Annotated in this window: 24 protein-coding genes and 1 other RNA gene; 11 read left to right on the plus strand and 14 right to left on the minus strand. The window is 38.5% G+C overall.

What is annotated here, in order from left to right; all coding sequences use genetic code 11:
- Positions 1-4: 4 nt before the first annotated feature.
- Positions 5-3,202 (minus strand): lytic transglycosylase, encoded by a 3,198-nt coding sequence (locus tag MSG66_RS15765; protein WP_324654576.1) that lies wholly within the window; start codon positions 3,200-3,202, stop codon positions 5-7.
- Positions 3,203-3,435: 233 nt separating this feature from the next.
- Here MSG66_RS15765 and dnaQ point away from each other — a divergent pair, with 233 nt between their 5' ends.
- From dnaQ to nudC, 3 genes are all read left to right on the plus strand, one after another.
- Positions 3,436-4,812 carry a DNA polymerase III subunit epsilon gene (gene dnaQ / locus MSG66_RS15770; protein ID WP_324654577.1) on the plus strand — a complete coding sequence of 459 codons (1,377 nt, stop codon included), beginning with the start codon at positions 3,436-3,438 and terminating at the stop codon, positions 4,810-4,812.
- Between the two features lie 130 nt (positions 4,813-4,942).
- A complete protein-coding gene (locus tag MSG66_RS15775; RefSeq protein ID WP_324654578.1) occupies positions 4,943-6,586 on the plus strand; it encodes a chemotaxis protein in 1,644 nt (547 codons plus the stop codon).
- Positions 6,586-7,329, plus strand: coding sequence for an NAD(+) diphosphatase (gene nudC, locus MSG66_RS15780; RefSeq protein ID WP_005303431.1), 744 nt, complete (start codon positions 6,586-6,588; stop codon positions 7,327-7,329). Before MSG66_RS15775 ends, nudC begins: the two co-directional genes overlap by 1 nt.
- Before the next feature lie 28 nt (positions 7,330-7,357).
- On the opposite strand, the gene MSG66_RS15785 is transcribed toward nudC, so the two are convergent.
- The 3 genes from MSG66_RS15785 to MSG66_RS15795 form a co-directional block, all read right to left on the minus strand.
- A complete protein-coding gene (locus MSG66_RS15785) occupies positions 7,358-8,221 on the minus strand; it encodes an alpha/beta hydrolase (protein ID WP_042898264.1) in 864 nt (287 codons plus the stop codon).
- Positions 8,222-8,224: 3 nt separating this feature from the next.
- Positions 8,225-8,932, minus strand: coding sequence for a BON domain-containing protein (locus MSG66_RS15790; protein WP_042898263.1), 708 nt, complete (start codon positions 8,930-8,932; stop codon positions 8,225-8,227).
- Positions 8,933-9,009: 77 nt separating this feature from the next.
- Entirely contained in the window at positions 9,010-9,411 is a 402-nt protein-coding gene (locus MSG66_RS15795; RefSeq protein WP_003652834.1) for a YraN family protein, read from the minus strand.
- Between the two features lie 209 nt (positions 9,412-9,620).
- Here MSG66_RS15795 and rsmI point away from each other — a divergent pair, with 209 nt between their 5' ends.
- Positions 9,621-10,457 (plus strand): 16S rRNA (cytidine(1402)-2'-O)-methyltransferase, encoded by an 837-nt coding sequence (gene rsmI / locus MSG66_RS15800; protein WP_324654579.1) that lies wholly within the window; start codon positions 9,621-9,623, stop codon positions 10,455-10,457.
- 131 nt (positions 10,458-10,588) lie between these two features.
- On the opposite strand, the gene MSG66_RS15805 is transcribed toward rsmI, so the two are convergent.
- A complete protein-coding gene (locus MSG66_RS15805; protein ID WP_324654580.1) occupies positions 10,589-11,479 on the minus strand; it encodes a LysR family transcriptional regulator ArgP in 891 nt (296 codons plus the stop codon).
- Positions 11,480-11,584: 105 nt separating this feature from the next.
- On the opposite strand from MSG66_RS15805, the gene MSG66_RS15810 reads away from it, so the two are divergent.
- On the plus strand, positions 11,585-12,187 hold the full coding sequence (locus MSG66_RS15810; RefSeq protein WP_324654581.1) for a LysE/ArgO family amino acid transporter: 603 nt from the start codon (positions 11,585-11,587) through the stop codon (positions 12,185-12,187).
- Between the two features lie 56 nt (positions 12,188-12,243).
- Here the strand turns inward: MSG66_RS15810 and MSG66_RS15815 are convergent, their stop codons facing one another.
- Positions 12,244-12,885: a cation transporter gene (locus MSG66_RS15815; protein ID WP_042898260.1), complete on the minus strand. Its 642-nt coding sequence runs from the start codon at positions 12,883-12,885 to the stop codon at positions 12,244-12,246.
- A gap of 65 nt (positions 12,886-12,950) precedes the next feature.
- On the opposite strand from MSG66_RS15815, the gene MSG66_RS15820 reads away from it, so the two are divergent.
- The gene (locus MSG66_RS15820) at positions 12,951-13,352 is read left to right on the plus strand and encodes a MerR family transcriptional regulator (protein ID WP_133974685.1); all 402 of its coding nucleotides are present in this window, start codon (positions 12,951-12,953) and stop codon (positions 13,350-13,352) included.
- Positions 13,353-13,412: 60 nt separating this feature from the next.
- Here MSG66_RS15820 and MSG66_RS15825 read toward each other — a convergent pair whose 3' ends face one another.
- The 5 genes from MSG66_RS15825 to MSG66_RS15845 form a co-directional block, all read right to left on the minus strand.
- Entirely contained in the window at positions 13,413-13,664 is a 252-nt protein-coding gene (locus tag MSG66_RS15825) for a hypothetical protein (RefSeq protein ID WP_003652849.1), read from the minus strand.
- 206 nt (positions 13,665-13,870) lie between these two features.
- Positions 13,871-15,103 (minus strand): FAD-dependent monooxygenase, encoded by a 1,233-nt coding sequence (locus tag MSG66_RS15830; protein ID WP_324654582.1) that lies wholly within the window; start codon positions 15,101-15,103, stop codon positions 13,871-13,873.
- Positions 15,100-16,308 carry a 2-octaprenyl-6-methoxyphenyl hydroxylase gene (ubiH, locus tag MSG66_RS15835; RefSeq protein ID WP_133974690.1) on the minus strand — a complete coding sequence of 403 codons (1,209 nt, stop codon included), beginning with the start codon at positions 16,306-16,308 and terminating at the stop codon, positions 15,100-15,102. Before ubiH ends, MSG66_RS15830 begins: the two co-directional genes overlap by 4 nt.
- 31 nt (positions 16,309-16,339) lie before the next feature.
- Positions 16,340-17,659, minus strand: coding sequence for a Xaa-Pro aminopeptidase (gene pepP / locus MSG66_RS15840; RefSeq protein ID WP_324654583.1), 1,320 nt, complete (start codon positions 17,657-17,659; stop codon positions 16,340-16,342).
- A gap of 67 nt (positions 17,660-17,726) precedes the next feature.
- The gene (locus MSG66_RS15845; protein ID WP_133974694.1) at positions 17,727-18,356 is read right to left on the minus strand and encodes a UPF0149 family protein; all 630 of its coding nucleotides are present in this window, start codon (positions 18,354-18,356) and stop codon (positions 17,727-17,729) included.
- Between the two features lie 64 nt (positions 18,357-18,420).
- Here MSG66_RS15845 and MSG66_RS15850 point away from each other — a divergent pair, with 64 nt between their 5' ends.
- From MSG66_RS15850 to ssrS, 3 genes are all read left to right on the plus strand, one after another.
- A complete protein-coding gene (locus MSG66_RS15850; protein ID WP_133974696.1) occupies positions 18,421-18,981 on the plus strand; it encodes a hypothetical protein in 561 nt (186 codons plus the stop codon).
- Positions 18,978-19,262, plus strand: a complete 285-nt coding sequence (locus MSG66_RS15855) for a cell division protein ZapA (protein WP_003652859.1) — start codon at positions 18,978-18,980, stop codon at positions 19,260-19,262. Before MSG66_RS15850 ends, MSG66_RS15855 begins: the two co-directional genes overlap by 4 nt.
- Before the next feature lie 188 nt (positions 19,263-19,450).
- Positions 19,451-19,634: non-coding RNA, 6S RNA (gene ssrS / locus MSG66_RS15860), on the plus strand.
- A gap of 116 nt (positions 19,635-19,750) precedes the next feature.
- Here the strand turns inward: ssrS and MSG66_RS15865 are convergent.
- The 3 genes from MSG66_RS15865 to MSG66_RS15875 form a co-directional block, all read right to left on the minus strand.
- Entirely contained in the window at positions 19,751-20,080 is a 330-nt protein-coding gene (locus tag MSG66_RS15865) for a hypothetical protein (protein WP_324654584.1), read from the minus strand.
- 91 nt (positions 20,081-20,171) lie between these two features.
- Positions 20,172-20,285: a hypothetical protein gene (locus MSG66_RS15870; protein WP_128814522.1), complete on the minus strand. Its 114-nt coding sequence runs from the start codon at positions 20,283-20,285 to the stop codon at positions 20,172-20,174.
- A 114-nt stretch (positions 20,286-20,399) separates the two neighbouring features.
- Entirely contained in the window at positions 20,400-20,744 is a 345-nt protein-coding gene (locus MSG66_RS15875; RefSeq protein WP_324654585.1) for a hypothetical protein, read from the minus strand.
- A gap of 242 nt (positions 20,745-20,986) precedes the next feature.
- Between MSG66_RS15875 and MSG66_RS15880 the strand changes: the two genes are divergently transcribed.
- Both MSG66_RS15880 and lon read left to right on the plus strand, forming a co-directional pair.
- Positions 20,987-21,571, plus strand: coding sequence for a 5-formyltetrahydrofolate cyclo-ligase (locus tag MSG66_RS15880; RefSeq protein ID WP_324654586.1), 585 nt, complete (start codon positions 20,987-20,989; stop codon positions 21,569-21,571).
- 444 nt (positions 21,572-22,015) lie between these two features.
- Positions 22,016-24,445, plus strand: coding sequence for an endopeptidase La (gene lon, locus MSG66_RS15885; RefSeq protein ID WP_133974795.1), 2,430 nt, complete (start codon positions 22,016-22,018; stop codon positions 24,443-24,445).
- Positions 24,446-24,590: the final 145 nt, after the last annotated feature.

Consider the following 24,590-nt stretch of genomic DNA (forward strand, 5'->3'; position numbering starts at 1 on the left):
TATTTTATAAATTAGGTACTTTAATGACGTCGCCAATGCGAAGCTGAGTAGAAGGTGTCAAATCATTCAGCTCAGCCAAGAAATTGGTTTCTAAACCATATTTGCTAGCAAGACCAATTAACGTATCACCACGCTTCACTTTGTATTCCACAACAGTTTTTGGAATCACAATATTTTGACCACGTTGTAAGTTAGCACTTGCTTTTAATGCATTCATTTCAGCAAGTTCACGCACTGAAATACCCGCACGGCTCGCAATACTATTTAAAGACTCACCAGATTTAACAGTATATCTTTCAGTGTTTTTACCAGCCGCAACTGTTTTAGTTGACGACTTAGTATCAACTTTTGCTGTTTCAACGGTAGGCATATCACCTGTTAGCTTTAAACGTTGCCCTACACGAACACTACTGTTACGCGAAAGACCATTTAATGCGGCAAGGTAGTCCAACTGCAAGTGGTGACGGTTAGCAATATTACCTAAGCTATCACCAGATTTGACTGTATAGGTCTCTGGTATTTCTTCTTTCGTATTTTTAGAAGGTTTACTTGATGCTTCTTCAACCGTACCTGTGAGTTTTAAACGTTGACCAGCACGTAAACCAGCACTACGAGACAAACCATTTAAGTCAGCCAAATAGCCTGTTTGCAAGTTATATTTACTCGCAATCGCATTTAGGCTGTCCCCAGACTGTACAACGTATTGTTCCGGTACCCTTAGACCAGCAGGCACTTTTAAAGTTTGCCCAAGCTGTACATAACTACTCGTTTTTAAGTTATTTAACTCGGCTAACTCGGCTAGGCTAATTTTTGATTTAGTTGCAATACTCGATAAAGTATCACCACGTTGTACTTTATAGCCTTCTGTTTTATAAGAAACACTTAGCGTCGCTTTCTCAGATTTATTAGACGTCTTAGTTTCAGCAACTTCATCTACCGAAATATCTTGTGTAGGCACATTAATTTTTTGGCCTACCATCAAGTTACTGCCCGCAGTTAAACCTGGAGTTAATTCAGCAAGCTCCTGATTAGAGAGTGCATAACGGTCTGCAATCAATTTAAGGTATTCACCACGCTTCACAGTATAGCTTTTAGTTGCTATACGTCGTGCATTTGCCTGAGCCGCTTTCGCACTTGAGCGGCTATTCTTCGGCTCTTTCAACTGTAGCTTTTGCCCAACAAATAGGCCATCGGTCACTGATAAATCGTTATATTCAGCCAATTGTTTGACTGACAAATCAAACTGATTAGCAACACCACTTAAGCTATCGTTAGCCTCCACTACATATACATCTGGTTTAGCCGTACTTTTCGAAGTACTTTGAGTTTCTTGTGGTTTCGCATCATAGAGATAAAGACTAGTTCCTACAAACAAAGTCTTTTCTGGATCAATCTGGTTCCACTTAGCCACATCACGCCAGTTCACACCATTTTTCATGGCAATCACGGCTAAAGTATCACCTGGCTGAATTGTATAAGTACTACGCTTACCTTTAGGCTGTACAACTACAACATCAGTATCAGTTTTGATATAAGGCTTATCTTTATTACGTTGCCCATCTTCAGAGCTAGCTACAGTCGCATCTTCAGCTAAAGTTTTTGGATAAGCAAAACCTCTACTTACCTCTTTACCTTGTTGCTCTGCAACTGACTGGCTCGTCTGAATTGCGGTTAACCTAATTTTGCCATCATAAGGATCGACAATTTCAGTTCCTTGCGGCGCAATTGCTTTTAATTCAGCAACGACTTGATCTTTCTCTGCTTGAGTTGCTTGCGGTTGTAAAGCTTGATCTACAGTTTCTTTTGCGCCTTCAGCACGAACTGCAGCTAAAATCTTTTCACGTTCAGAAGCCGAAATTGGTGGCTCCATTTTAACAGGCTGCTTAATATTAGCTGCATTAGTGACAGCTACAGGAATACGCGGCGCACTCGGTACATCTGCCGATGCGGCAAAGGCAGCCAACGCATCTGAACCACGTGGTGTAGATTTTGAAGTCGTTGAACTATTCTTCACAGGTGAAGACGGTTTAACTGGCTGAACTTGCGTTGTAGGAGTTGTTTTTGTTGTTACTGTAGTCGAAGGACTAACCGTAGGTGTAGACGGCGAAGTTACATTTGCCCACCAACCTGAGCCACCACCCGTTTTTTTCCCTTTTAATTTATTATCAATTGAAGGACTTAAATCTGCTGGAAGCAAAATACGCATTGGACTTGCAGGGTCCACTGCTTCACCACGATATCCCGGGTTTAATGCATAAAGTTCTGAACGGCTTAATCCTGCTACAGAAGCAATTTCATTTAAAGTTAAAGGCGCAGATAAAGTCACTTCACGGAAATGGGGTCTATTTGCAATAGGCGGTAGTTCTACACCATAAGCTTTTGGATTTTTAATAATTTGAGCAACAGCTAAGAAACGTGGAACATAGTTCATCGTTTCTTGAGGTAATTTTAGTGACCAATAGTCAGTTGGTAAACCCGCAGCTCGGTTACGGTTAATCGCCTGTTGAATACGTCCCGGGCCAGCATTATAGGCAGCCAAAGCAAGTTCCCAAGAACCGAATTGATTATAGAGGCTTCCTAAAAATTCATAAGCTGCACGAGTCGACTCAACCACATCGCGGCGCCCATCATACATACCTGTTTGCTTTAAGCCATAAATACGACCAGTACTTGGAATAAATTGCCATAGCCCTGCTGCTGCTGCACTACTTGTTGCAGCTGGGTCATAAGAACTTTCAATTACGGGTAATAACGCAAGTTCAGTTGGCAGTCCACGGCGCTCAGCTTCTTTCACCGTATGGTACAAATAACGACTGGCACGAGCACTCAAGCGATCGAGGTAAGGCTGACGAGAAATAAACCAGCTACGCTGAGCTTCAATACGTGAATCCCAATGATTCAAGTCCATTTTGAAACCAACAGACATACGCTTCCAGACATCACCGTGCTTTAAAATAAGCAGACGATCACCTTCTACAGCACGCATATCAGTTGCTGAAAGTAGGTCTTCTAAAGAGTCAAGACTACTTGCATCTAAATAACCTGCACCACTGACCTGTTTCGATTTAGAGGTTTTTGCAGATTGCGGAGTCGATGAACAGCCTGTTGTAATACCCAACGCAGCTAAAGCAGAGCTAAGTACGGTAATTTTGAACAATGATGCCGCAGATGGCTGCCACACAAATGTGGTTGGTTTATACATAAAAACTTCCAAACAACTCGCGTAATATTTTTTGGGGGTCTGCCGACAAACCCTAGGTCTTCGATGCCATTGTAGTAAAGCGTGCAAGATAGACAAGGCAATAAGTTAATGTCATTTGCATGGAAATGTTACAAGAAATTAAAAAAACCTTGCTTTGTTACGATGGAACCGAACTTTTTGCGTATACAATACACCATATTCAGTTCTTTTTCTTTTAGTTTAGGTTTCGATTTATGTCTCAAACAATCACACTGTATGTTGATGGTGCATGTCGCGGCAATCCGGGTTTAGGTGGTTGGGGCGCATATGTCATTACCGAGCAGGGTGAACATAAATTATTTGGCGGTGAACCGGATACAACCAATAACCGCATGGAGCTCACTGCTGCGATTGAAGGCGTTGCATTTTGCCCAACCGATGCTCATTTAATTATCTGGACAGATTCAAATTATGTGAAGCAAGGGATTACTGAATGGATTCATGGCTGGAAAAAGAAAAACTGGAAGGATGTAAAAAATCCTGACCTTTGGCAAAAATTAGATGCTGTCTGTGCAGGTCGAAATATTGAGTGGCATTGGATTAAAGGCCATGCTGGACATGCTGGCAACGAAATGGCCGATGAGCTTGCAAATATCGGAGCTGATCAAACTGCACTGCAAAAAAAAACAGTTCAAGCGACGGCCCTACAAGATATAAAAAAGCCTGAACAGGATTGGTTACTTGATGACCCCTTTGGGTTTGATATGGCAGAAGTAACCGAAGAAGATAATATTGATCTTGAACAGCCTGAAGAAGTTGAGATGATTATTGTGGACGAAAAAGTTATTGAAGTTGAACCTACTGAGTCAGAAAGTAAGCAACCAATTAGTAATATTCATCCTCAAGTTGTTGTGACCGAAGCCAAACTAAAATTACAAGGGCCTCGACAACTGATTCTTGATACAGAAACCACTGGTTTTTATTTTCAAGATGGTGACCGCATTATTGAAGTGGGCGCCATTGAAATGATTAACCGGAAACTCACCGGTAGCTCGATTCATATTTATATTAACCCGCAAAAACCAGTGGGCGACTCAGAAAATATCCATGGTATTAGTGATAATTTCTTAAAAGATAAACCGCTCTATGCAGAGATTGCCGATACGCTTTTTGATTATCTAAAAGGCGCAGAGATTATTGCCCATAACGCAACCTTCGATATGAACTTCCTTGATATGGAGTTTAGACGCGCAGGCCTTCCCGCGCTTTCTGAAGTATGTGAGGTAACAGATACGTTAGCCTTAGCAAAAAGTAAGCATCCAGGACAAAAAAACTCGCTTGACGCCCTTGTAAGACGTTATGAAATTCCAGCACGTGACCGTACTTTCCACGGTGCATTACTCGATGCTGAAATTCTTTCAGATGTTTACTTGGCAATGACAGGTGGGCAGGTTTCTTTTGATATAGATGCCTTATCTCAAAGTGAAAATAGCCTGAACACAGCAAATAAAACCAGAGTTCAAATTGAACTACCCGTTATTCTTCCTTCCGAAGAAGAGCTAAATACACATGAGACTTGGGTCAAAGAATTTGAGAAAAAACATGGAGAACCTTGCCTTTTTGCAAAATAAATTTTTGATTCTTTAGCATTTTTAGCTTTTCCCCTTTGTAAGTTAAGTTATATTAGTCACATAGATTTTTAGCTCAAATTATCGAGCACTACGAATATAACAATTGATTTTTTTGCAAAGGGGAACGTTTATGTCTGAGCATACTTCGATTCATTTCGATCCAACAGCTTTACTCATCATTAAACATGAAATTGATCGTTCAATAAAACTGGTTGAAGGCGCAGTAAGTACTTTAATTGAGGAACAAACACTCCCTTTTGGCATTGATGATGCATTAGAACAATTTAAGCAATGCACTCAAGTCCTCCATTTAATTGATATCCCCTATCTTGCAAAAATCACTCAATATTCAACTGAGCTGATGCAAAAAATTATTGCCAAGCCAACGCAAATTAACACCAATGATGTGGTTGCGCTGAGTGAAGGCACGACCATGGTAAAACGATATATTGATTTTATCTGTCTGCGTGAATTACAAGTCCCTCAGTTTCTTCTTAATACTTTAAACAATTTAGAATTAGCTTTAAATAAACCACTGACATCTTCTGGACAAGCAATTGTTCCGTTAATTGCAAATACTTCTCTTGAACTTCCCTTACCAGAAGTATTCATTAATGAAAAAACTCAGTTTATTCATCAACTCTATAAGCTATCTCTACATCAAATTTTAAACAAGACAGAAGCTAATCATAATTTTCAAGCTTTTAAACTTATTGGTACCTATTTGGTCAGCCTAGCAAACCATCAGCCAAGCCAACAATATTGGCAACTCGTGAATTATGCTTTCGGCCATATTGATAACCTGCTTTTAAATGATTCACGCCTACGTGTACTCATTAATATTGAAAGTTATATTGGTCAGTTCTTAACAAGTCCTAAAACTTTTAAGCCTGATTTGGCTGCACTTGCAGATATTTTAAGTATAGTTATTGCTCAAGAAGATGAGATTGCTCACCATATTCGTAACCAACTCCATATCGGTGAAGAAATACCTACAGATACTCAATTACTCGTTTTAAGCCGCCATCTTTATGGGCCTGACTTTGACACCATGCACACAGTCAGCCAATTAATATTGAGCGAAATGAACAAAGTGCGTAATGATATTGAATATAACTATCAAAATATGTCGCCTGAAAAAGCACAGCAATTACAAACGAGTCTTTTGCAATTAGCCTATACATTTAAACTGCTTAATCTTGATGAAGCTGCATCTGAACTTTCTCAACAAGCGAGCAGTTTAAGTCAGCTCAATATATTAAGTAATGAAAACTATGCTCAGCAGCTTATGGACAGCATTTTGTCGGCCATGAACTCAATTGGTATTTTGGTACGCCAATATACATCTAGTCGTTTACAGCTTAATGTGAACAATACAAATATTTCTTTAGATCGCCTTGATGAGGCACATCAAGCCTTACTCACAGAGACAAAAAATTTAATTGATTTTATTTGTCAGAGCCTTACGTTGTATGCAAATGATCCTACACAAAATATTGAAGCAATTGCAGGTTCATTAAAAGAGCTGGCGGGTGCAGCAGAATTTCTCGGAAGTACCATTCAACAAGAGGCTTTACTTCAAACTGCTCAATTTGTTCAACAGCAACTTGAACAAAACCAGCCTTTTAATACAAACCAAATTCACTGTATTTTTAACGTATTAGCAGGCCTTGACATGTTGGTTGACAATTTAAAAAATAAACAACCTGTTCTACAATCCATGTTTAATGTAGCATTGTCGAGTAGTCAACAACTTCAAAAAAAGGCAGCTTAATGTCTGAATTATCACTTGCTTATATTTTCCATCATCAACAATTACTGGTTGATCAAAACCTTCAACTACCCAAAGTCGAAAAGTTAGCAAGTGATTTACTTTTCACTCATGATGAGCAGGTCATTGCACGTGACTTACTTGCTGAGGAACCTATCCCTGAAGGCTTACAATTAGTTCCAATTCGCCAACTCATTACAAGTTGGTCGAAAGAACAGTTTTTGCAAGCAAGCCGAGCTGTTCAGTTACTTGAATGGCGACGCAATCATAAGTTTTGTAGCCACTGCGGACACCCGACAGAAGTTCATCCAACTGAATATGCAATGGTGTGCCCTTCTTGTCGCTATCACCAATATCCTCGTGTAAACCCGTGCATTATTACCGTCATTACTCGAGGGGATGATGAAATCTTGCTGGCAAAGTCAGTCCACAATAAAACCAACATGTATGGTTTGATTGCAGGCTTTGTTGAAGTGGGTGAAACTCTAGAGGAAGCGGTACAACGCGAAGCTTTTGAAGAAGTAGGCCTACGGCTCAAAAATGTTCAATATATGTCAAGTCAACCTTGGCCTTTCCCAAGTAACCTTATGGTTGCGTTTAGAGCAGAATATGAGTCTGGTGAAATTAAGCTGCAAGAAGAAGAAATTGCAGATGCACAATTCTTCAAAATTGATCAATTACCTGAAATTCCATTTAAAGGTAGTATTGCTCATTCAATGATTATGCAGATTACCCAAGCTGGGTAATCTGTTGTGTTTTAAGCGATACTCTCGTTTAAAACACTTCCTCAAGAAAATGCAAAATAGTTCTTTTAGTTCTGAAATAATGACTAATAAAACTAGAAAGACTAGCTAAAATTGTAATATGGCCAGTTTTAGGAATCACGGCAATATGGCTGTGATTTCCACTTTGCCTTAAAGCGCGATCCAAATCTAAAGTATTTTCTTTACCGACAAGCTGATCATTTTCAGCCATGAGTAAGTAATGTTTAATACTATTTTGATTGACGAAATAGTATGGCATCACTTCTTGATAAGAAATACTTTGGTCAAAAGCATCTTCGGCCATCGGATCGCCCTTATAATCAAAATGATATGGGCCAGCCAAACCAAAAATCGCTTTGATATTGCCCAAACATTGAATAGTGTTTGGTTTTGGGTGATAAACAGCAGACATCACATTAAATGCCCCTGCTGAGTGTCCCATAAGTACAATATTTTCTGTAGAAATTTCTAGTTTCCCTTGGTTTTGATGCAAATAATTTAATGCCTGAGTCAGGTCATCAACAAAACTTGGGAAAATATTTTTAGGTGCTAACTGGTAGTTAATAACAGCAACGTCATAACCTTCTTTGGCAAATGTCTCACCAATAAAAAGATAATCTCGTTTGTTACCATGCTGCCAAGCTCCCCCATGCACAAAAACAATGAGAGGTTGATGAGTTAGCTTTTTAACAGATCGGTAAATATCCAAACGGTGGCGAGGCTTTAGACCATAACGAATATTTGGAACCTGTTCAAAACCATCTTTTGGTGTAAAACGGTTTAAAGCAAAACTCCCCAAATCATACAGGCGGAACTCTTTATAAAGACTTCGCGCCTGTTCAATTTTGCTTTGCAGTTGTTCAATCAGATTCATATATTACTGTGCAGTCGAAGCAGGAGCTGTTTGGTCAGGATCAATTGCAACAGGTGTTTGAACTGTTGGCTGAGCAATGACGTTATTAATAATCGGTGTAGTCGTTGTACTACCCGCACTCGCTGCTGGTGCAGGCGCCAAATCAATATTATCAATTAAAGTGACAATTTTGGTGACGTTACCGACGTTTTGTAAGACGCTATTTAAATCATTAATTTCAGCTGTATTTAAACGTCCCATTACATAAAGCACGCCGTCTTCGGTATGTACCAGAACCTTACTATCAGAAACTACAGGCGCCTTCATTAAAAGGGCACGCGTATTTGCTGTTACACCCGCATCTTGCATGATGGTGTTATAGCTGACTTTGTTACCCACCGTAATATAGTTATGTACAGCTTTCACATCACTCATGGCTTTAAGATTGTCTTCTGCCAATTGTTTTAAGTACGGGTCTGGAACTTGGCCAGTTAATAAAACTGTACTATGGAAGCTTTCGATATTAATACGCGACTGCTTGAAACGTTGATCAAGTTTATAAATATTGATATTTGCTGTACGTTTAATTGAAGAGTCAATGAATACTTGGCCTAGACTACGGACACCACTATCTGTGCCCACTGGAGCTGTGCCTGTTCCACCAGAAATAAAACTTGCGCAACCTGATAAACTTGCGACACAAAGCATTGTTACAGCAATACGTTTTAACACTCCACCAGACTCCTATCAATTTCTTGGCTTGATCATAAAGCATCAGACTTAAATTTGCTCAAAAGAGTAATGAACTCTTAATCCAAAGTAAATGCATTTTCGATCCATTGCAGATCATAATGGAATTTTGAAAAGTCATGCTGTACTGTTTTTGCAATTTTCTGTGGAAAATCAAAACAAATCACATCAAAACGACAATAAAAATCCTGATAAGATGGATAGCGCTGTAAAAAACGCATCGCAGTTTTGATAATTTTCTTCTGTTTTGTCCATGTTACCATTTCACAAGCCTGCCCATAATTTCCTATAGTGCGTGCTTTTACTTCAACAAAAACTAACTCTTGCCCTCTTTTGACGATTAAATCAACTTCGCCACGGCGTGAATGGTAATTACTTGTGACCCACACATAGTTTTGTGCTTGTAAAAGGTTCAAAGCCGTTTGCTCTGCCCACTTCCCCAATTGCTGTGCTAATAACATTTTTATTTTCCCCAATTAAAAAGCATCTCTACATGTCTTTATACGTAACTTATTTTCTTAAATTCATCCGCCCTATCAAATCTGAATTGAACAAATGAAAATCAGATCACCTTCGAAAAGCTCAAGCTGGCAGACATTGTTCACGCCCAAATCATAATTTCGGGTAAACTACCCCATTAAAATTGTTTATCTGTACGGAGTAAAACCAAATGAGTGCTCAGTTATTTGTTGTAGCCACCCCAATCGGGCACTTAGATGATATGACTTTCCGTGCAATTGATATTTTAAAATCAGTTTCTATTGTAGCTGCCGAAGATACTCGCCAATCAGCACAATTATTTAAACACTATAATATATCGACTCAACTTACTGCATGTCATGATCACAATGAAAGCAATAAAATTGAGCAGTTAGTTCAAAAACTACTTGCCGGCGATAGCGTTGCTTTAATTAGTGATGCAGGTACACCGCTCATTAGTGACCCAGGGTTTAAATTAGTTCGTGCTGCTCAAGAGCATGGCATTAGAGTCGTTCCTGTGCCGGGTGCATGTGCTGCCATCGCTGCCTTAAGTGCTGTAGGTTTACCGAGTGATCGCTTTAGCTTTGAAGGCTTTTTGCCATCTCGAGCTTCGCAACGTATTTCTCAATTAGAAAAACTTAAAAACGAAACCCAAACCTTAATTTTCTATGAAGCACCCCATCGTATTTTAGAGTCTGTTAAAGATATGACTCAAGTATTTGGTGAAGACCGTCCTGTAGGGTTTGCACGTGAAATTACCAAAACCTTTGAAACCATCAAAAAAATGACGTTAAAAGATTTGGTCAGCTTCATTGAAAATGACCATAACCAAGAAAAAGGTGAAATTGTAGTGGTTGTGGGTGGTGCAGCTGCAAAAACAGATCTAGAGCAAGAAAAATTAGATGAGCTTTTAAAACGCTTACTCCAAGATTTATCTGTTAAAGCAGCGTCTCAACTTGCAGCCGATTTAACAGGGATTAAGAAAAAAATCGCTTATCAACGCGCGCTTGAATTAACTCAAGCTTAGTTAAAAAATTAAGCATGGTGATGACGAATAGTCTGTGTCATCACCATGCTAGAATTTTGCATAATAATATTAAAGATAAAAATAACTTCAAAACTGAAATAAACTTTATGGCTTTTAAAAATACCTAAACGCTATCTCAATATGTGTTTTGCTGACTGTACAATTGTCTCTGTCAGTGCATCTAACTGTTTAGACTGCCTTTTCCAATGGTGCCAATATAACGGGATGTCGAGCTCAGCTTCGGGTATAACATCCAGTAAAGTTCCATTGGTTAATAAAGATTGCACCTGAAGCTCGGGTACCATGCCATATCCCAAACCCAATTGAATCGCTTTTACAAAGGCATCTGTAGCAGGAATAAAACTGTAAGGATAACTCTGCAAGGACAATCCATAATATTTCAGTAATACCTCTGAATGCATAAGGTCTTTATGGTTAAAAATGACTGCAGGTGCATTTCTTAAAGTTTCTCGGTTTACGCCATGTTTAAACCAGTCGGCAGCAAATTCGGCCGAAGCCAACATTTTATAACGCATTTTCCCCAGCGGTTGAGCTAAACAGCCTGACATGACCTGCTCTTCTGCCGAGATACAGGCGTTGACTTGTCCAGTTTCTAATAAAGTATGAGTATGAGATTGATCATCAATTTTTAGTTCTAAGACTATTTTTTCTTTAAAAAGGGTTTGCTGAATGCTCGGTAAAAGCCAAGTAGCTAATGAATCTGCATTTGAAGCCAGAGCAATTTTATAGAACTCTGATTCAGATGATTTACCCATCAAACCTTGTAATAAGTTTTGCTCCATTAATCTTGTATGACGTAAATGTTGCAATAAGGTCTGCCCAGCTTGTGTAAGCACACATGGACGACCACGTATAATTAAAATTTGGCCTAAATACTTTTCTAAAGCCTGCACACGTAAGGATACTGCCGAGGGCGTAATATATAAATGCTCTCCTGCCGCATCAAAACTTCCCGCTTCTGCTACTGCAAGAAAGGCTTCACATTGTTTGCTATCTAACATATCAAACCTAAATATTTTTTAGCCAAACCTAAATATTCTTAATTTTACTTATTTCTTAATAAAAAGTCAGATAATTCCTACATCTGATTTTTTCACCTTATTGTTATGTTCTCTCTTAGTATATTTTTTAAAGGTTTCGGTATTGGTAGCGGACTTATTGTAGCAATTGGAGCTCAAAATGCTTTTGTTTTAAAACAAGGCCTTAAACAGCAATATGTATTTTGGTTATGTTTAATCTGTGCGCTCTCCGACTCGATTCTAATCGCTTTTGGTGTATTAGGTTTTGCCGAAATCATGACCGCATCACCGATCTTAATTACGGTCGCTAAATATTTAGGGGCAACGTTCTTATTGGTTTACGGCGCGAAAGCATTCTACGCGGCCTTTAAGTCCACCCAAAGCATGGAGCTTGGTAGCGGTCAAAAACAGACTCTAACTCAAGCACTAGTGACCTGTCTTGCCTTTACTTGGCTCAACCCACATGTCTATTTAGACACCATTGTTCTGATTGGTTCTGTTGCAACCCAGCTAGAAGACAAAATTAGTTTTGCTTTGGGCAGTATTGTTGCCTCGTGGATTTTCTTTTTCAGTTTGGGCTATGGTGCAAGATTATTAAAACCATTATTTACCAATCCAAAAGCTTGGAAGGTTTTAGACTTTATTATTGGTATTGTCATGTGGAGTATCGCAATATCACTACTCATCTAGTTCATTTAAAACAGCAAAAAGTACCATGTTTGAATGGTACTTTTATGCACTCAAAACTATGCTTCTGAACCCAACACCAGTTTTGACTGTTTTCTTTCTTGCTGTGACTGTTTTATAACAGCATAGCCAGAAGATACGCCCAAGTAAGCAATGACAAAGGCAACAAATAAATCAGGAAATACACTACCTGTTCCAAATACTCCAACCGCCGCTAGAATTACCGCAACATTGGCAATAGAGTCGTTTCTACTGCACAACCAGACAGAACGCATATTGGCATCTCCATCACGGAATGCGTAAAGCATAAGCGCGACAGAAACGTTAGCAACTAAAGCCATCACGCCAATTGCGCCCATCACCATAGCTTCGGGTGGAACACCATGAAAATATGACCAGACCACTTTCCCAATGACAAAAACACCAAAAGCTGCCATCGTTATTCCTTTCACTAATGCCGCCGTTGCACGCCAATATAAGCTCATCGAAAGAACGACTAACGATAACGCATAGTTTGCTGCATCTCCGGCAAAATCTAATGCATCTGCCCACAGTGAAACTGATTGGGCTTTGTAACCCCCAAAAATTTCTACCACAAACATCAATGCATTAATGACAAGTGCAATCCATAACGCTTTTCTAAATCGTGGACTCACTTTCTTTGAAGGAGAACATGTCGAAGCACAACCACATCCAGCCATTTTATTTCCTCAAGAACTCTTTTATAGTGATTAGAAACCCTTGAGTAGCTCCAGAGTCAAGCCTTATGAATCTTTCTATTGGTCAATTATCAAAAAAAGCGGATGTTCCAATTGATACGATCCGTTATTACGAAAAAGTAGGTGTACTTGATCGTATCCAACGTTCAGAAAATAATTATCGTGTTTATACTGAGCAAACATTGGGTGACCTTTTGTTTATTAAGCATTGCCGTGAACTCGATATTTCACTCAGTGATATTAAAACGTTAAAAGAAATGAAAACTCAGCCTAAACAGGCATGTACAAAAATTGATAATTTAGTAGATAAATACTTAAATGAAGTATCAGAGAAAATTGAACGATTATTGCTTTTAAAAGAATCTTTAATTGATTTAAAACAGCACTGCTCTACCAATCGAACAGTAGATGAATGTGGGATTTTAAAAGAACTGCAAAGCTCTCTTTAAATCTATTTTGGTAAATTCATACAAATAAAAAAGCACCACTCATGTGATGCTTTTTTAAGATTAATGGTCGCTATGTTCATCAGGAGGAACTTCGGTAATTCTCCCACCCCGAGCTAAAAATGCGGCGATTTCATCTTCCAGCGCTTGGCGCTGTTTCTGTTTAGCAGTTACAGTCAGCGTTTCTGCCTCAGCAAGATCAGTATCACTCATACTGCCTGCTTCTTCATCAGCCGCACCGCTTTCAGCTGCTTTCGCTTCATCTTCATCTACAGCAGAATCTTCTGCATCTTCATAATCATTGATATCTGACATTTCACACTCCCCAGAATGATTTTATTGCATCATTGCTATGGTCCCAAGACCTCAGAAATTTAGCAACCTCTTTGCATTTAGCAAAGAGCCAATTTGGTCAATTACGTATCTTTTATGACCAAATTGGTAATGATATATAAATGATTGTTCAAAAATTATCTACTGGCATTTAATTCGCTCAGTAGAGTATAGGCCCAGTAAATATTTTAATGCCTATAGCGGGTACTTTGTAAAGCCCCTAAACCATTTGCTTGTTGCATAAATCGCTCTTTTAAAGCAGGAGTCTGCTCAACCTGCTTAAGACCCATATTGCGAGCCCAAACTATTGGAAATAATTCACTACTTTCAAGCCAACCAATTGCCGACATGCTATGCATCATTGCATCATTCTGACCTTTACGGCGATGCTCATAACGCATTAAAGTTTGTTCATTTGCCCATACCCCACGCGCTAAGTCATGTAGTAGTGCATCACACAGCATTGCTGCATCCAGACAGCCGATATTTACCCCTTGTCCAGCAAGTGGGTGAATCACATGTGCAGCATCACCAATCAAAGCTAAGCCTGCTTTTACATATTGTTTTGCAGCACGAGCTTTCAGCGGAAATTGTGCTCTTGAACGAACTTCTAACACCTCACCCAACATGTGTTGGCTTTCTTGAGTTAAAAGCTGCATAAAATCGGTATCGGTTAAAGCTGAATATTCATCGGCATAATCATCTGGTAGTGTCCAGACAATTGATTGCCAGTAGCCGTTTTCAGTTTCTTCAAGACTTGCCATAGGTAAATATGCCAAAGGTCCTGTAGGTAAGAAAATTTGACGGGCAACATAATGATGGGGTTTTGCTGTTCTAATTGCACAGCTAATGGCTGCTTGTTTGTAATCGAGTACATCGAGATCAATAAAAGCCTGTTCACGTACAAATGAATTAGCGCCATCTGCACCAATCAGCAGTTTAGTTTTGAGCGTAGTACCATCTGCCAATTGAATATGCCAACATCCAACACCCTGCTCAATACGAGTAACACGAACTTGGGTACGGTAATCTGTTAATTGCTCTAACATTTTTTGTTGAATGGCAACATTTAATACACTCGGCTCTACCATAGAACCCAAGGCTTGCTCAGGCATCGGTCTTTGTTGCGACTCTTGGCCAAAATTAATTTCACCATAGCCATTAAGATTCCAGACTTGCATGCCTGTATAAGGCATTTGGCGCGCAAGATCATCCCAAACATTTACCGTTTTAAGCAAATGAATGGTCGCTTGGCTAAGCGCCAAAACACGTGGATTCATCACACTTAATGTTTTCTCAACATCAAGTACAGGAGCCGCATCAAGCACTGTGGGTTGTACGCCACCTTGCGCAAGTAATAAAGCAGTTAAACCACCAACCAATCCACCACCAACAATGACGACATCCAACACTTCACTCATGCTTTTAACCCCATTGCATAGTTAGCCACCAATGGTTTTACACCTGGAATGACATCAAATGCAATTAATCCTGTATTACGAATTAATTTTAATAATGGATTTTGGTTACTAAAACCACGAACGACAGTGTCACAGAACTTAATTACTCGCTGCTGATCTGATAATCGAGCTTGTTCATAGGCAAGTAAGTTATCAGGGGCACCTAGATCATCAGAACTGGTTAACTGATTCACTAAATAACGTACTAAAACATCTGCATCACGTAGGCATAAATTAAAACCTTGTCCTGCAACCGGATGAATTGTATGTGCTGCATTCCCCATTAAAATAACGCGGCCAACAGCTTGTTTATGGGCAAGCACTTGTGAAAGTGGATAACTAAAACGCTTACCCGTTTTTTCAAATTTACCCGCTCGGTCACCGTAGGTTTGTTGCAAAGCACTTAAAAAGTGTTGGTCATTTTCTTCACCTAGCCATTCATTTTCGGTGCCTTTTTTCACAGGCCATACGACCGAGCGGCGGTACTCACCAGGCAAAGGCAATAAGGCTAAAGGGCCTAAAGCACTAAACCGTTCAAAACCTACCTGCTCATGCGGTTTTGATGTCTGAACCGTAGTGACAATTGCAACCTGATCATAATCATGGACATCCACACCAACGCCAATTGCCTGACGACAAAAAGAATCGCGTCCATCAGCCGCAATTAATAATTTTGACTCAAGTTTTAAGGTTTCTTCACCACGTTGAGCTTCAATATGCACTTGTTCAGCATCTTGAGTTAAAGCCGTAACTTGTACGCCATCAATCAGCTCAATCAAAGGTTGTTGACGCACTTGAGTTAACAGAACACGACCAAGCCAAGCATTTTCAATCACTTGCCCAAAGCTTTCGACTTTTTCTTGCTCTGCGATTAAACGTGCTTTACCAAAACTGCCTTGCTCAGTAATGTGAACTTGTAAAATTGGAGTAGCATGTTGCTGTAATGCATCCCACAACCCTAGCTTTTGATAAATTTGCACACTACGACGTGATAAAGCCGTATTACGTGCATCAAAACTCGAATGGTAAGGGGCAACATTTTGATCATCATAGTTTGGGTATTTCACAGCTTCTAATAGCTTTACCGCAATATTGGCCTTCGCCAGCATGAGCGAAAGGCTCAAACCAACCATACCCCCACCTACAATAATCACTTGTTGTTGCATCGAGTTTTGCTCCTTGGGCGAATACGTTTAATTATGCTTTAGCTTGCGCCATTAAATGTTCAATATCTGCAATATCTTTAACTACATTAGCAGTTAAAACTCGTGGCCCTTTCGATGTTGCGACTACATCATCTTCAATACGAATACCGATACCACGCCATTTTTCATCTACAGTTTCATCATCTGGCGCAATATATAAACCAGGTTCGACTGTAATAACCATGCCTTCTTCGTATTGACGCCAGTCTTCACCTTTTTTGTAAGACCCAACATCATGTACATCCATACCTAGCCAATGACCTGTGCCATGCATATAAAACTGACGGTATGCTTCGGTTTGGATAAGTTCGTTAACTTCGCCTTTAAGCAAACCTAAATTAACTAAGCCTTCAGTTAAAATTTTGACTGCAACTTCATGAGGTTCACGGTAAGAATTGCCAATACGAACTGCATCAATGGCTGCATATTGGGAAGCCAATACAACTTCATATAATGCTTTTTGCTCAGCACTAAATTTACCATTTACTGGAAAAGTACGGGTAATATCCGAAGCATAGAATTCATATTCACATGCAGCATCAATTAAGACTAAATCACCATCTTTGAGTGGCTGGTTATTTTCAACATAATGCAAAACACAAGCATTCGCACCACCGCCTACAATACTGTTATAAGACGGGACACAACCATTTTTCCCAAAAATATAATTGAGTTCAGCTTCAAGAGCATATTCCATCATTTCTGGATGTACCGTTTGCATCGCACGAGTATGTGCATCGGCACTAATGTTTGCAGCAATTTGCATTAGCTCAAGTTCTTGTGGTGATTTGACCAAACGCATTTCATCAACAATACGGTCGAGCTGCACCAATTGAGCTGGAGCACTCTCATGTCGGTGTTCGTCATCTGCTTTTTTAATCCACTGGCTCACCCGCGCATCAAACGCAGCATTGTGCCCAATTCGATAATAAAGACGCTCTTTATTTAATAATTTTTCAATAATCTCTTCATCAAGCAAATCAATTACGTATGCTTCATCAGCATCATAGTCTTCAACTGCACCATCAACTCCAGCACGAAAACCATTCCAGATTTCCATCTCACGATTGCGTTCACGGCAAAAAAGACTATAGCTATAGTCATCGTCCTCGAAAGTTTCAATGACAGCAACTGCCTCAGGCTCAGCAAAGCCCGTCAAATAGAAAAAACTACTATCGGCGCGGAATTTATAATCCGCATCACGATTACGGTACATTTCCTCACGCGTTGCAATAATTGCAATACTGTTTGGACCCATTTTTTCTGCCAGACGGTCTCTACGATGTCGAAAATCAGCTTGAGGCAATTTCATAATGATCTACTTGATTTAGAATTTTAAAGTTAAAAAATAAAATACAACCAATAACACATCGCCTCAATTAACTTGGGCGATGTGGAGTAAACATTTCTACAATAGTTTGTTCTGTATCTACAGCAGCAGATTTAATTTTTGCATGAAAGTTTTTCAATAAAGAACTTTCAGATACAGTGATTTTTTTTCTACCAATAGACAAGCTTACAGGTATTAAGCGTACAAATTCATACAATTCTTCGTAACTGCTTTCACCTTCCTCATCATTATCAGAGTCTTCAAATTCAACTGCTGCAATATCTTGAAGGTTCTCAATCAACTCACGTTCATCATCACGAATATGGCCCGATGCCAACCCAAAACCTAATACAACACCCGCACACCAATCTGATAAAGCTTGCACACGCTCTTGAAGTGGGTGCTCATCATCAGGAAGCATTGGTAAGTAATCTAATTCATCATCAGATATAGCGTGAACAACATCTTCTGCTTCATCAGTTAAAAGTACTAAAGCATCTTCACTTAACGCTGGCACATTAAGGGTTGTTAAAATTTGTGACCATTCTTCACGCGTTGGCGCTTCTGTCACACAAACAATACCTGTTAACAAACCATGTAACTCACTAGGGCTTGAAATTTCTTCAATTCCTTCAAAATGAGCGTTCCAATCTGTCCAGCCTGAAATATCGTCTTGCATTCGTTTATCCAATCTCTATACTTTGTATATATTACCTTTGATTGCAATTCTGTGCGACCTCGTTATGTTAGAACAATTACAGCGGCTACAAGCGCATATTAGCGTATTAAAAACACGCTTACATCATTTAGAGAGTGAACATGCGACACTCTCAGAAGCTAAAGAACTGGCTGAAACAGAGCATCACGCACAAGTTGTGCAAAAAAATAGTATTATCACTAAAAAACAAGAGGAAATTGAGTCGGTAACTGAGCAACTATCTCAGTTAAAAGGTCAATTTCAGCAATTGAATCAGGATGCTAACACACTTGCTGAACGTTATAGCCGACTAGAAAAAAGTACGACTGATTTAAAAAATCGTTTTCAAGAAATTCTTGCCGAACGCAATGAATTACGTGTGGCAAAAGAAAAGTTACAAGCCCACCAGCGTCAAACCCAACAGGAGCTTCATGATTTACAACAAGATCGTGATCGTTTGTTACAAAAAAATGAGCTTGCTAAATCAAAAGTTGAAGCCATTATTCAACGTTTAGGAATTTTAGGTACTGCCCAAGATCAGCATACTCAAGAAATTCAGCAACTTGCCCATCCAAATGCTGAAACTGGTGAGGAGACCCAATCATGAGTGAACAAGTCATGGTAGAGCTTAGGCTGATTGAGCAGACCTTTAGACTCGCGACTACTTTAGATAAAAAAGATGAACTTGAACGTGCAGCAGAACTTCTCAATGAGAAATTTAATGAAATGCGCCGTAGTGCTCCACGTGTTGAGCACAATAAACTGGTCATTATGGTTGCTCTACAATTGACTCAAGAAGTACTAAGCCTTAATAAGTCTTTGCAAGAATACACTCACTGTGAACGTTTACTGCAAACGATATTGGATGATGTTGAACAAATTGTTTAATAAACTATCCATAAGAAAACGCCTTGCTCTATGAATAATAGATGCAAGGCGTTTTTTATTGAGGCTATCTAGCACATTGAAAATTAATTTATGCTTGTGAGTGTACAAAGCTTCATCAAACGCAAACTAAGTTTACAGTTCCAGAGGTTTAGGTGATTGCCAACAGGGTCAGATCGGTTATACTTAAGTTGTCTCTGGGATGTTCGCCAGCGGGTCTATTCCCCTGCCGATACTTAAACTTATGGATGTGTTCTGTATATTTAGAGTGTATGCCTACCTTCGTGTAGGAAACCCAGCAAGTATACGTCGCGTCCACCTTGAACTCATCGGGTTCAGGGTAACGACACATGCAGCGGCATCTTCGGAGCATTTAGTTTTAACTTTAAGAAAAATTCAAAATATTTATTTTAATTTAGCTTTTCATACAGACCTTTCAGTCTAAAATTTTCTTTTTAAACATTAAATTGCAGCTTATATATTTAATTTATTCAACTCTCTCTAATTTTATTTTTATTAAGACACTCTTCATACCAACCTGTTTGAAAATCTTCTATTGCTTTTCTTTTAAAGAAACCTGTTCTGAATACTTTGACAGAGTAAGCTGAATTAATTAAATCTTGATAAAGTTGTTTTGCTTTTGGATCTTCGAGACCATTCGCTATCTGCTGTAAGTCTTGAGATGGAACTTTTTGTTGACGTGCCTCCATGACAGTATAAGCAACTTTTTTCACCACATTACAAATCTCGGGATCACTTACGTTTTCGTTGGCATGACAACTTAAAGACAAAAAACCAAGAAGAAACAATTTAAACTTCATGACCCTACCTTATCTTTATAGTTTAAAACGAATGACAGAATTTAATTATTAAAAAGAAATAGAAAATTTCTCACTATTTCTTTTTAAAAGATCACGCTGGATTAATTACGTAAAAATAAATAATGAGCCCACCCAATACGGTTGAAGCAATTGTTAAGTATGTACCGACTGTATTAAAACTCTGTAAGAATTTCAAGATTTCCATATCTAGAACCCCCTAAATTAGCGACTATAAAAACAAAATGAAATTTATCACAACTCAATAATGCCAATCAATTCACATTTGTCGGATTTTTTGAGATTTAAAACATCAATTGACTTATTGATTACAACTAATCGCAAAGGCTTCTTTATAGTAGTCAGTTGCACTCTTCAAATCTAACAACAATTTTTCTTCGGTATAAGGTTTGGGTGAAATTTTTATTAATGCGGGCATATATTGGGTTTTATAAACTTCCGGATAATCATGGCACAAGATTTTGACTTTAACTTCTTGTGGTGTTTTCGGATTATCCAATTGATCTAAAAACTCTCCGATTTTACGGTCAGACTCTTCAAATTGAGCTTTATAGTCAACTTCAGCAGCTTCAGGCTCAGCTTGTTTTGTGCACCCACCAAGTAGCAATACGGCGCTTATTGTAATGGTTAAAATTTTTAACTTCATAGGCTTAACAATTTCATATTCATCTTTTTAAATATTCTTAACTTATTAAATGTAAATAAATACTGGTAATACGTAAAGAAATAGAAGATTTTATCGTTAAAAGAAGATCTATCACCTCTGTTTAAGGCAATTAACCAAATAAATTTAATGTTATCTTCCAATTACTCTTCTATTTCCATAAAGCTATAAAAAAATAGGTATAATTTTGCACGACTGATCTCAAATCTTTGTTAGATTTACATATGAATGAACTTGGTTTTATTAGAAAAAATTTAAGATCTAAAAGACGCTCTTTAACTCTCTTTGAGCAAAAACAAGCTCAGCTTAATGTTCTCCATCATTTAAGTACGCTTGCTATTTTTCATACATCAAAAAAAATTGGTTTATATTTACATGCCTTTGGAGAGGTTCATACAGAACTTCTCATAAAGCTGTGTTTTCAAAAAAATAAAAAAGTTTATTTACCGATGATTTGTTCTATGAGTCAACGTCTAGTTTGGGTAAAAATATCTAGAAACCAATATTTAAATCGACGTTTTTCTCATCATCCATTGGGCATGAAAGAACCCATGGCAACTCGAGGAGAACATGTATCAAAAATTGATTTACTGTTAATACCACTTTTAGCTTGTGATCAATACGGTACGCGTATTGGTATGGGAGGCGGCTATTATGACCGCACATTGGCAAGTGCAACACATAAGCCATATCGTTTGGGTGTAGCCCATCAATTTCAATTTATTGAGCATACTTTAAAACGTCAAAGTTGGGATCAACCATTAGATGCTTTACTCACCCCTCAACATATTTATTATTTTAAAAGATAATATCAATATGAAAATTAAAAATCAGTCTTTATTTTTCATGCCTCTAAAATCATAAAAGTAACCACCCTAAGGATGGTTACTTCTACGTGACAGACCGCTTTACCAACTTATATTAACACGTCTATTTAATGCTCAACATTAAATAAGTTTTGCATTATTGTTAACCATACACTGCTTATAAATGGCATAAGAAAATGATTATTTTCTATCCGAACGCCTTTTTTCTTATATGAATATTTCATAATTATTAAGCTAAATTACTTATCCTTTCTACAAAATTTTATTCTTCTTAAGAATTAATCCATTGATTCATAATATTTTAATAAAAAAGTTGACCAAATTAGTCATTTTTTCCACATTTTCTATTGAAAGGCCCTTGTAATTTTTAAAATACACATCACTATAAAAACATGGCAACCTCGTTGTCACTCATTAGGAGTGCCCATGTCTGAACTTATTATGAATGAAAAAACTGACTTAGAGCCTCAGGTTCCAAGTGTATTACCACTTTTAGCGTTACGCGATGTAGTGGTTTATCCACACATGCAAATTGCGTTATTCGTGGGTCGTGAAAAATCGATCAATGCAGTTGATGTGGCTCGTAACAGTGACAATTTAGTATTTGTAGTTGCGCAAAAAGATTCGCTTACAGAAGATATTGATCACGATAACCTTTATCAGTACGGAACTGTCGCTAAGATTGTTCAGGTCGTAAATCATGAAAATGATGAAAACTGTATCAAAGTACTGATTGAAGGGTTACAGCGCTCTAAGCTTGAAAAAATTATCGATGAAGATAGCCATTTGACTGCTGAACATAGCTTAAGTCCAATGACAATTGACGTAGATAAAGCTACCCAAGAAACTCGTTTACAAGAGTTACGTACTTTATTTGCTCAATATGCTGAAGCAAAATTACGTAATGCACGTGAACTGGTTGCAGCTGCTAATAAAATTGAAGACTTACTACAACTTATGTTCTTCGTGGCAACACGTGTGCCTCTAAATATTGAAATTAAACAGAAGTTTTTAGAGTACGATGAGTTTGAAGCACATTTACAAGAGCTTATGAGCTACTTGGTGAATCAATCTGCTGAACAGCAAATTGAACAAACTTTGCATGACAGCGTAAAACGCCAAATGGAAAAAAATCAACGTGAATACTTTCTAAATGAAAAAATGAAAGTTATTCAACGTGAACTTTCTGACATGAATGGCGGCGCAGAAGATGACGTTGCTGAAATAGAAAAACGTCTTGCTGAAGCTGATTTACCTGAACACGTACGTAAAAAAGCTGAAGCTGAGTTCCGTAAGCTTAAAGCAATGCAACCTGCATCTAGTGAAGCGGCTGTTGTACGTAACTATCTAGAAGTAATTTTAGATACGCCGTGGAATAAAGCGAGCAAAGTCAGCATTAACCTTGCGAAAGCTCAGGAAATTCTTGATACAGATCATTACGGCTTAGATGACGTTAAAGATCGTATTGTTGAATACTTAGCTGTTCAGTCACGTGTTAAAAAACTCAAAGGCCCGATTCTATGTTTAGTAGGACCTCCTGGTGTAGGTAAAACTTCACTTGGTGAATCAGTTGCAAAAGCAACAGGTCGTGAGTTTGTTCGTATGGCACTCGGTGGCGTACGTGACGAAGCTGAAATTCGTGGTCACCGTCGTACTTATATTGGTGCGATGCCAGGTAAAATCGTGCAATCTTTAACAAAAGTTGGCGTGAAGAACCCTCTGTTCTTACTCGACGAAATTGACAAGATGGCACAAGACTACCGTGGTGATCCAGCTTCCGCATTGCTTGAAGTACTTGATCCATCACAAAACAGTAAATTCAACGACCATTATTTAGATCTTGATCTTGACCTGTCTGAAGTGATGTTCATTTGTACAGCAAACAGCATGAATATTCCTGAAGCATTGCTTGACCGTATGGAAGTTATTCGTCTACCGGGTTATACCGAAGATGAAAAAGTGAACATTGCTGAACGTTACCTTGTTCCGAAAGCGATTAAGAACAACGGTCTACGTCCAAAAGAGTTAACAATTCATGAAGAAGCAATTCGTGATATTGTTCAGCGCTATACACGTGAAGCTGGTGTACGTAGTTTAGAACGTGAAGTGTCTAAAATTGCGCGTAAAGTGGTAAAAGAAGCCGTAAGTAAAAAGTCTAAAAACTTACAACTTGATGTTACCTCTACCAATCTTCCAGAATACTTAGGTCCACATAAGTTTGACTTTGGTATTGCAGAAGATGAAGCGCAAGTAGGACGCGTAAATGGTCTAGCTTGGACATCTGTAGGTGGTGAGTTACTTACCATTGAAGTTGCAGCTGTAAAAGGTAAAGGTAAATTCATTACTACCGGTTCACTCGGTGATGTCATGAAAGAATCTATTACTACAGCAATGACTTTAGTACGTACACGTGCCGATGAGCTAGGTATTGAAGCTTCTCGTTTTGAAGAAACTGATGTACACGTTCATTTACCAGAAGGTGCAACACCAAAAGATGGTCCATCTGCTGGTTTAGCGTTAACCACTGCCCTTGTATCAGCATTTACAGGTATTGCGATTCGTCCCGATATTGCAATGACTGGTGAAACAAGTTTAGGTGGTCGTGCAATGCGTATTGGTGGCTTAAAAGAAAAACTTCTTGCAGCACACCGCGGTGGAATCAAACTTGTATTTATTCCACAAGATAACGTTCGTGATTTGGCAGAAATTCCAGCCAATGTTAAAGAAGGTTTAGAAATCAAAGCTGTAAAAAGTATTGATGACATCTTGCCTTTAGCATTAGTGTCAATGCCAAAGCCTTTACCAAAAACACCGATTGTAAAACCGGTGGAAGGTTCAAAAGCAGCACGTCACTAATTAAAATGTGAAAAAAAGAGAGCTTCGGCTCTCTTTTTTTTGTTACACAATTTGATTGAAAAATATCCAACCATCCTCATAATAGGTATTAAGAGTACTTAATTAAATTAAGTATTCTTCGTTATCTATTATCTTTATAGATAGC

Source organism: Acinetobacter sp. IK31, assembly GCF_035615195.1.
GTDB classification, from domain to species: Bacteria; Pseudomonadota; Gammaproteobacteria; order Pseudomonadales; family Moraxellaceae; genus Acinetobacter; species Acinetobacter calcoaceticus_C.

Excerpts from the sequence above, each read along its gene's own strand:
- MSG66_RS15765 (WP_324654576.1), bottom strand. The coding sequence starts at position 3,202 with ATGTATAAACCAACCACATTTGTGTGGCAGCCATCTGCGGCATCATTG.
- dnaQ (WP_324654577.1), top strand. The coding sequence starts at position 3,436 with ATGTCTCAAACAATCACACTGTATGTTGATGGTGCATGTCGCGGCAAT.
- MSG66_RS15775 (WP_324654578.1), top strand. The coding sequence starts at position 4,943 with ATGTCTGAGCATACTTCGATTCATTTCGATCCAACAGCTTTACTCATC.
- nudC (WP_005303431.1), top strand. The coding sequence starts at position 6,586 with ATGTCTGAATTATCACTTGCTTATATTTTCCATCATCAACAATTACTG.
- MSG66_RS15785 (WP_042898264.1), bottom strand. The coding sequence starts at position 8,221 with ATGAATCTGATTGAACAACTGCAAAGCAAAATTGAACAGGCGCGAAGT.
- MSG66_RS15795 (WP_003652834.1), bottom strand. The coding sequence starts at position 9,411 with ATGTTATTAGCACAGCAATTGGGGAAGTGGGCAGAGCAAACGGCTTTG.
- rsmI (WP_324654579.1), top strand. The coding sequence starts at position 9,621 with ATGAGTGCTCAGTTATTTGTTGTAGCCACCCCAATCGGGCACTTAGAT.
- MSG66_RS15805 (WP_324654580.1), bottom strand. The coding sequence starts at position 11,479 with ATGTTAGATAGCAAACAATGTGAAGCCTTTCTTGCAGTAGCAGAAGCG.
- MSG66_RS15810 (WP_324654581.1), top strand. The coding sequence starts at position 11,585 with ATGTTCTCTCTTAGTATATTTTTTAAAGGTTTCGGTATTGGTAGCGGA.
- MSG66_RS15815 (WP_042898260.1), bottom strand. The coding sequence starts at position 12,885 with ATGGCTGGATGTGGTTGTGCTTCGACATGTTCTCCTTCAAAGAAAGTG.
- MSG66_RS15820 (WP_133974685.1), top strand. The coding sequence starts at position 12,951 with ATGAATCTTTCTATTGGTCAATTATCAAAAAAAGCGGATGTTCCAATT.
- MSG66_RS15825 (WP_003652849.1), bottom strand. The coding sequence starts at position 13,664 with ATGTCAGATATCAATGATTATGAAGATGCAGAAGATTCTGCTGTAGAT.
- MSG66_RS15830 (WP_324654582.1), bottom strand. The coding sequence starts at position 15,103 with ATGAGTGAAGTGTTGGATGTCGTCATTGTTGGTGGTGGATTGGTTGGT.
- ubiH (WP_133974690.1), bottom strand. The coding sequence starts at position 16,308 with ATGCAACAACAAGTGATTATTGTAGGTGGGGGTATGGTTGGTTTGAGC.
- pepP (WP_324654583.1), bottom strand. The coding sequence starts at position 17,659 with ATGAAATTGCCTCAAGCTGATTTTCGACATCGTAGAGACCGTCTGGCA.
- MSG66_RS15845 (WP_133974694.1), bottom strand. The coding sequence starts at position 18,356 with ATGCAAGACGATATTTCAGGCTGGACAGATTGGAACGCTCATTTTGAA.
- MSG66_RS15850 (WP_133974696.1), top strand. The coding sequence starts at position 18,421 with ATGTTAGAACAATTACAGCGGCTACAAGCGCATATTAGCGTATTAAAA.
- MSG66_RS15855 (WP_003652859.1), top strand. The coding sequence starts at position 18,978 with ATGAGTGAACAAGTCATGGTAGAGCTTAGGCTGATTGAGCAGACCTTT.
- MSG66_RS15865 (WP_324654584.1), bottom strand. The coding sequence starts at position 20,080 with ATGAAGTTTAAATTGTTTCTTCTTGGTTTTTTGTCTTTAAGTTGTCAT.
- MSG66_RS15870 (WP_128814522.1), bottom strand. The coding sequence starts at position 20,285 with ATGGAAATCTTGAAATTCTTACAGAGTTTTAATACAGTCGGTACATAC.
- MSG66_RS15875 (WP_324654585.1), bottom strand. The coding sequence starts at position 20,744 with ATGAAGTTAAAAATTTTAACCATTACAATAAGCGCCGTATTGCTACTT.
- MSG66_RS15880 (WP_324654586.1), top strand. The coding sequence starts at position 20,987 with ATGAATGAACTTGGTTTTATTAGAAAAAATTTAAGATCTAAAAGACGC.
- lon (WP_133974795.1), top strand. The coding sequence starts at position 22,016 with ATGTCTGAACTTATTATGAATGAAAAAACTGACTTAGAGCCTCAGGTT.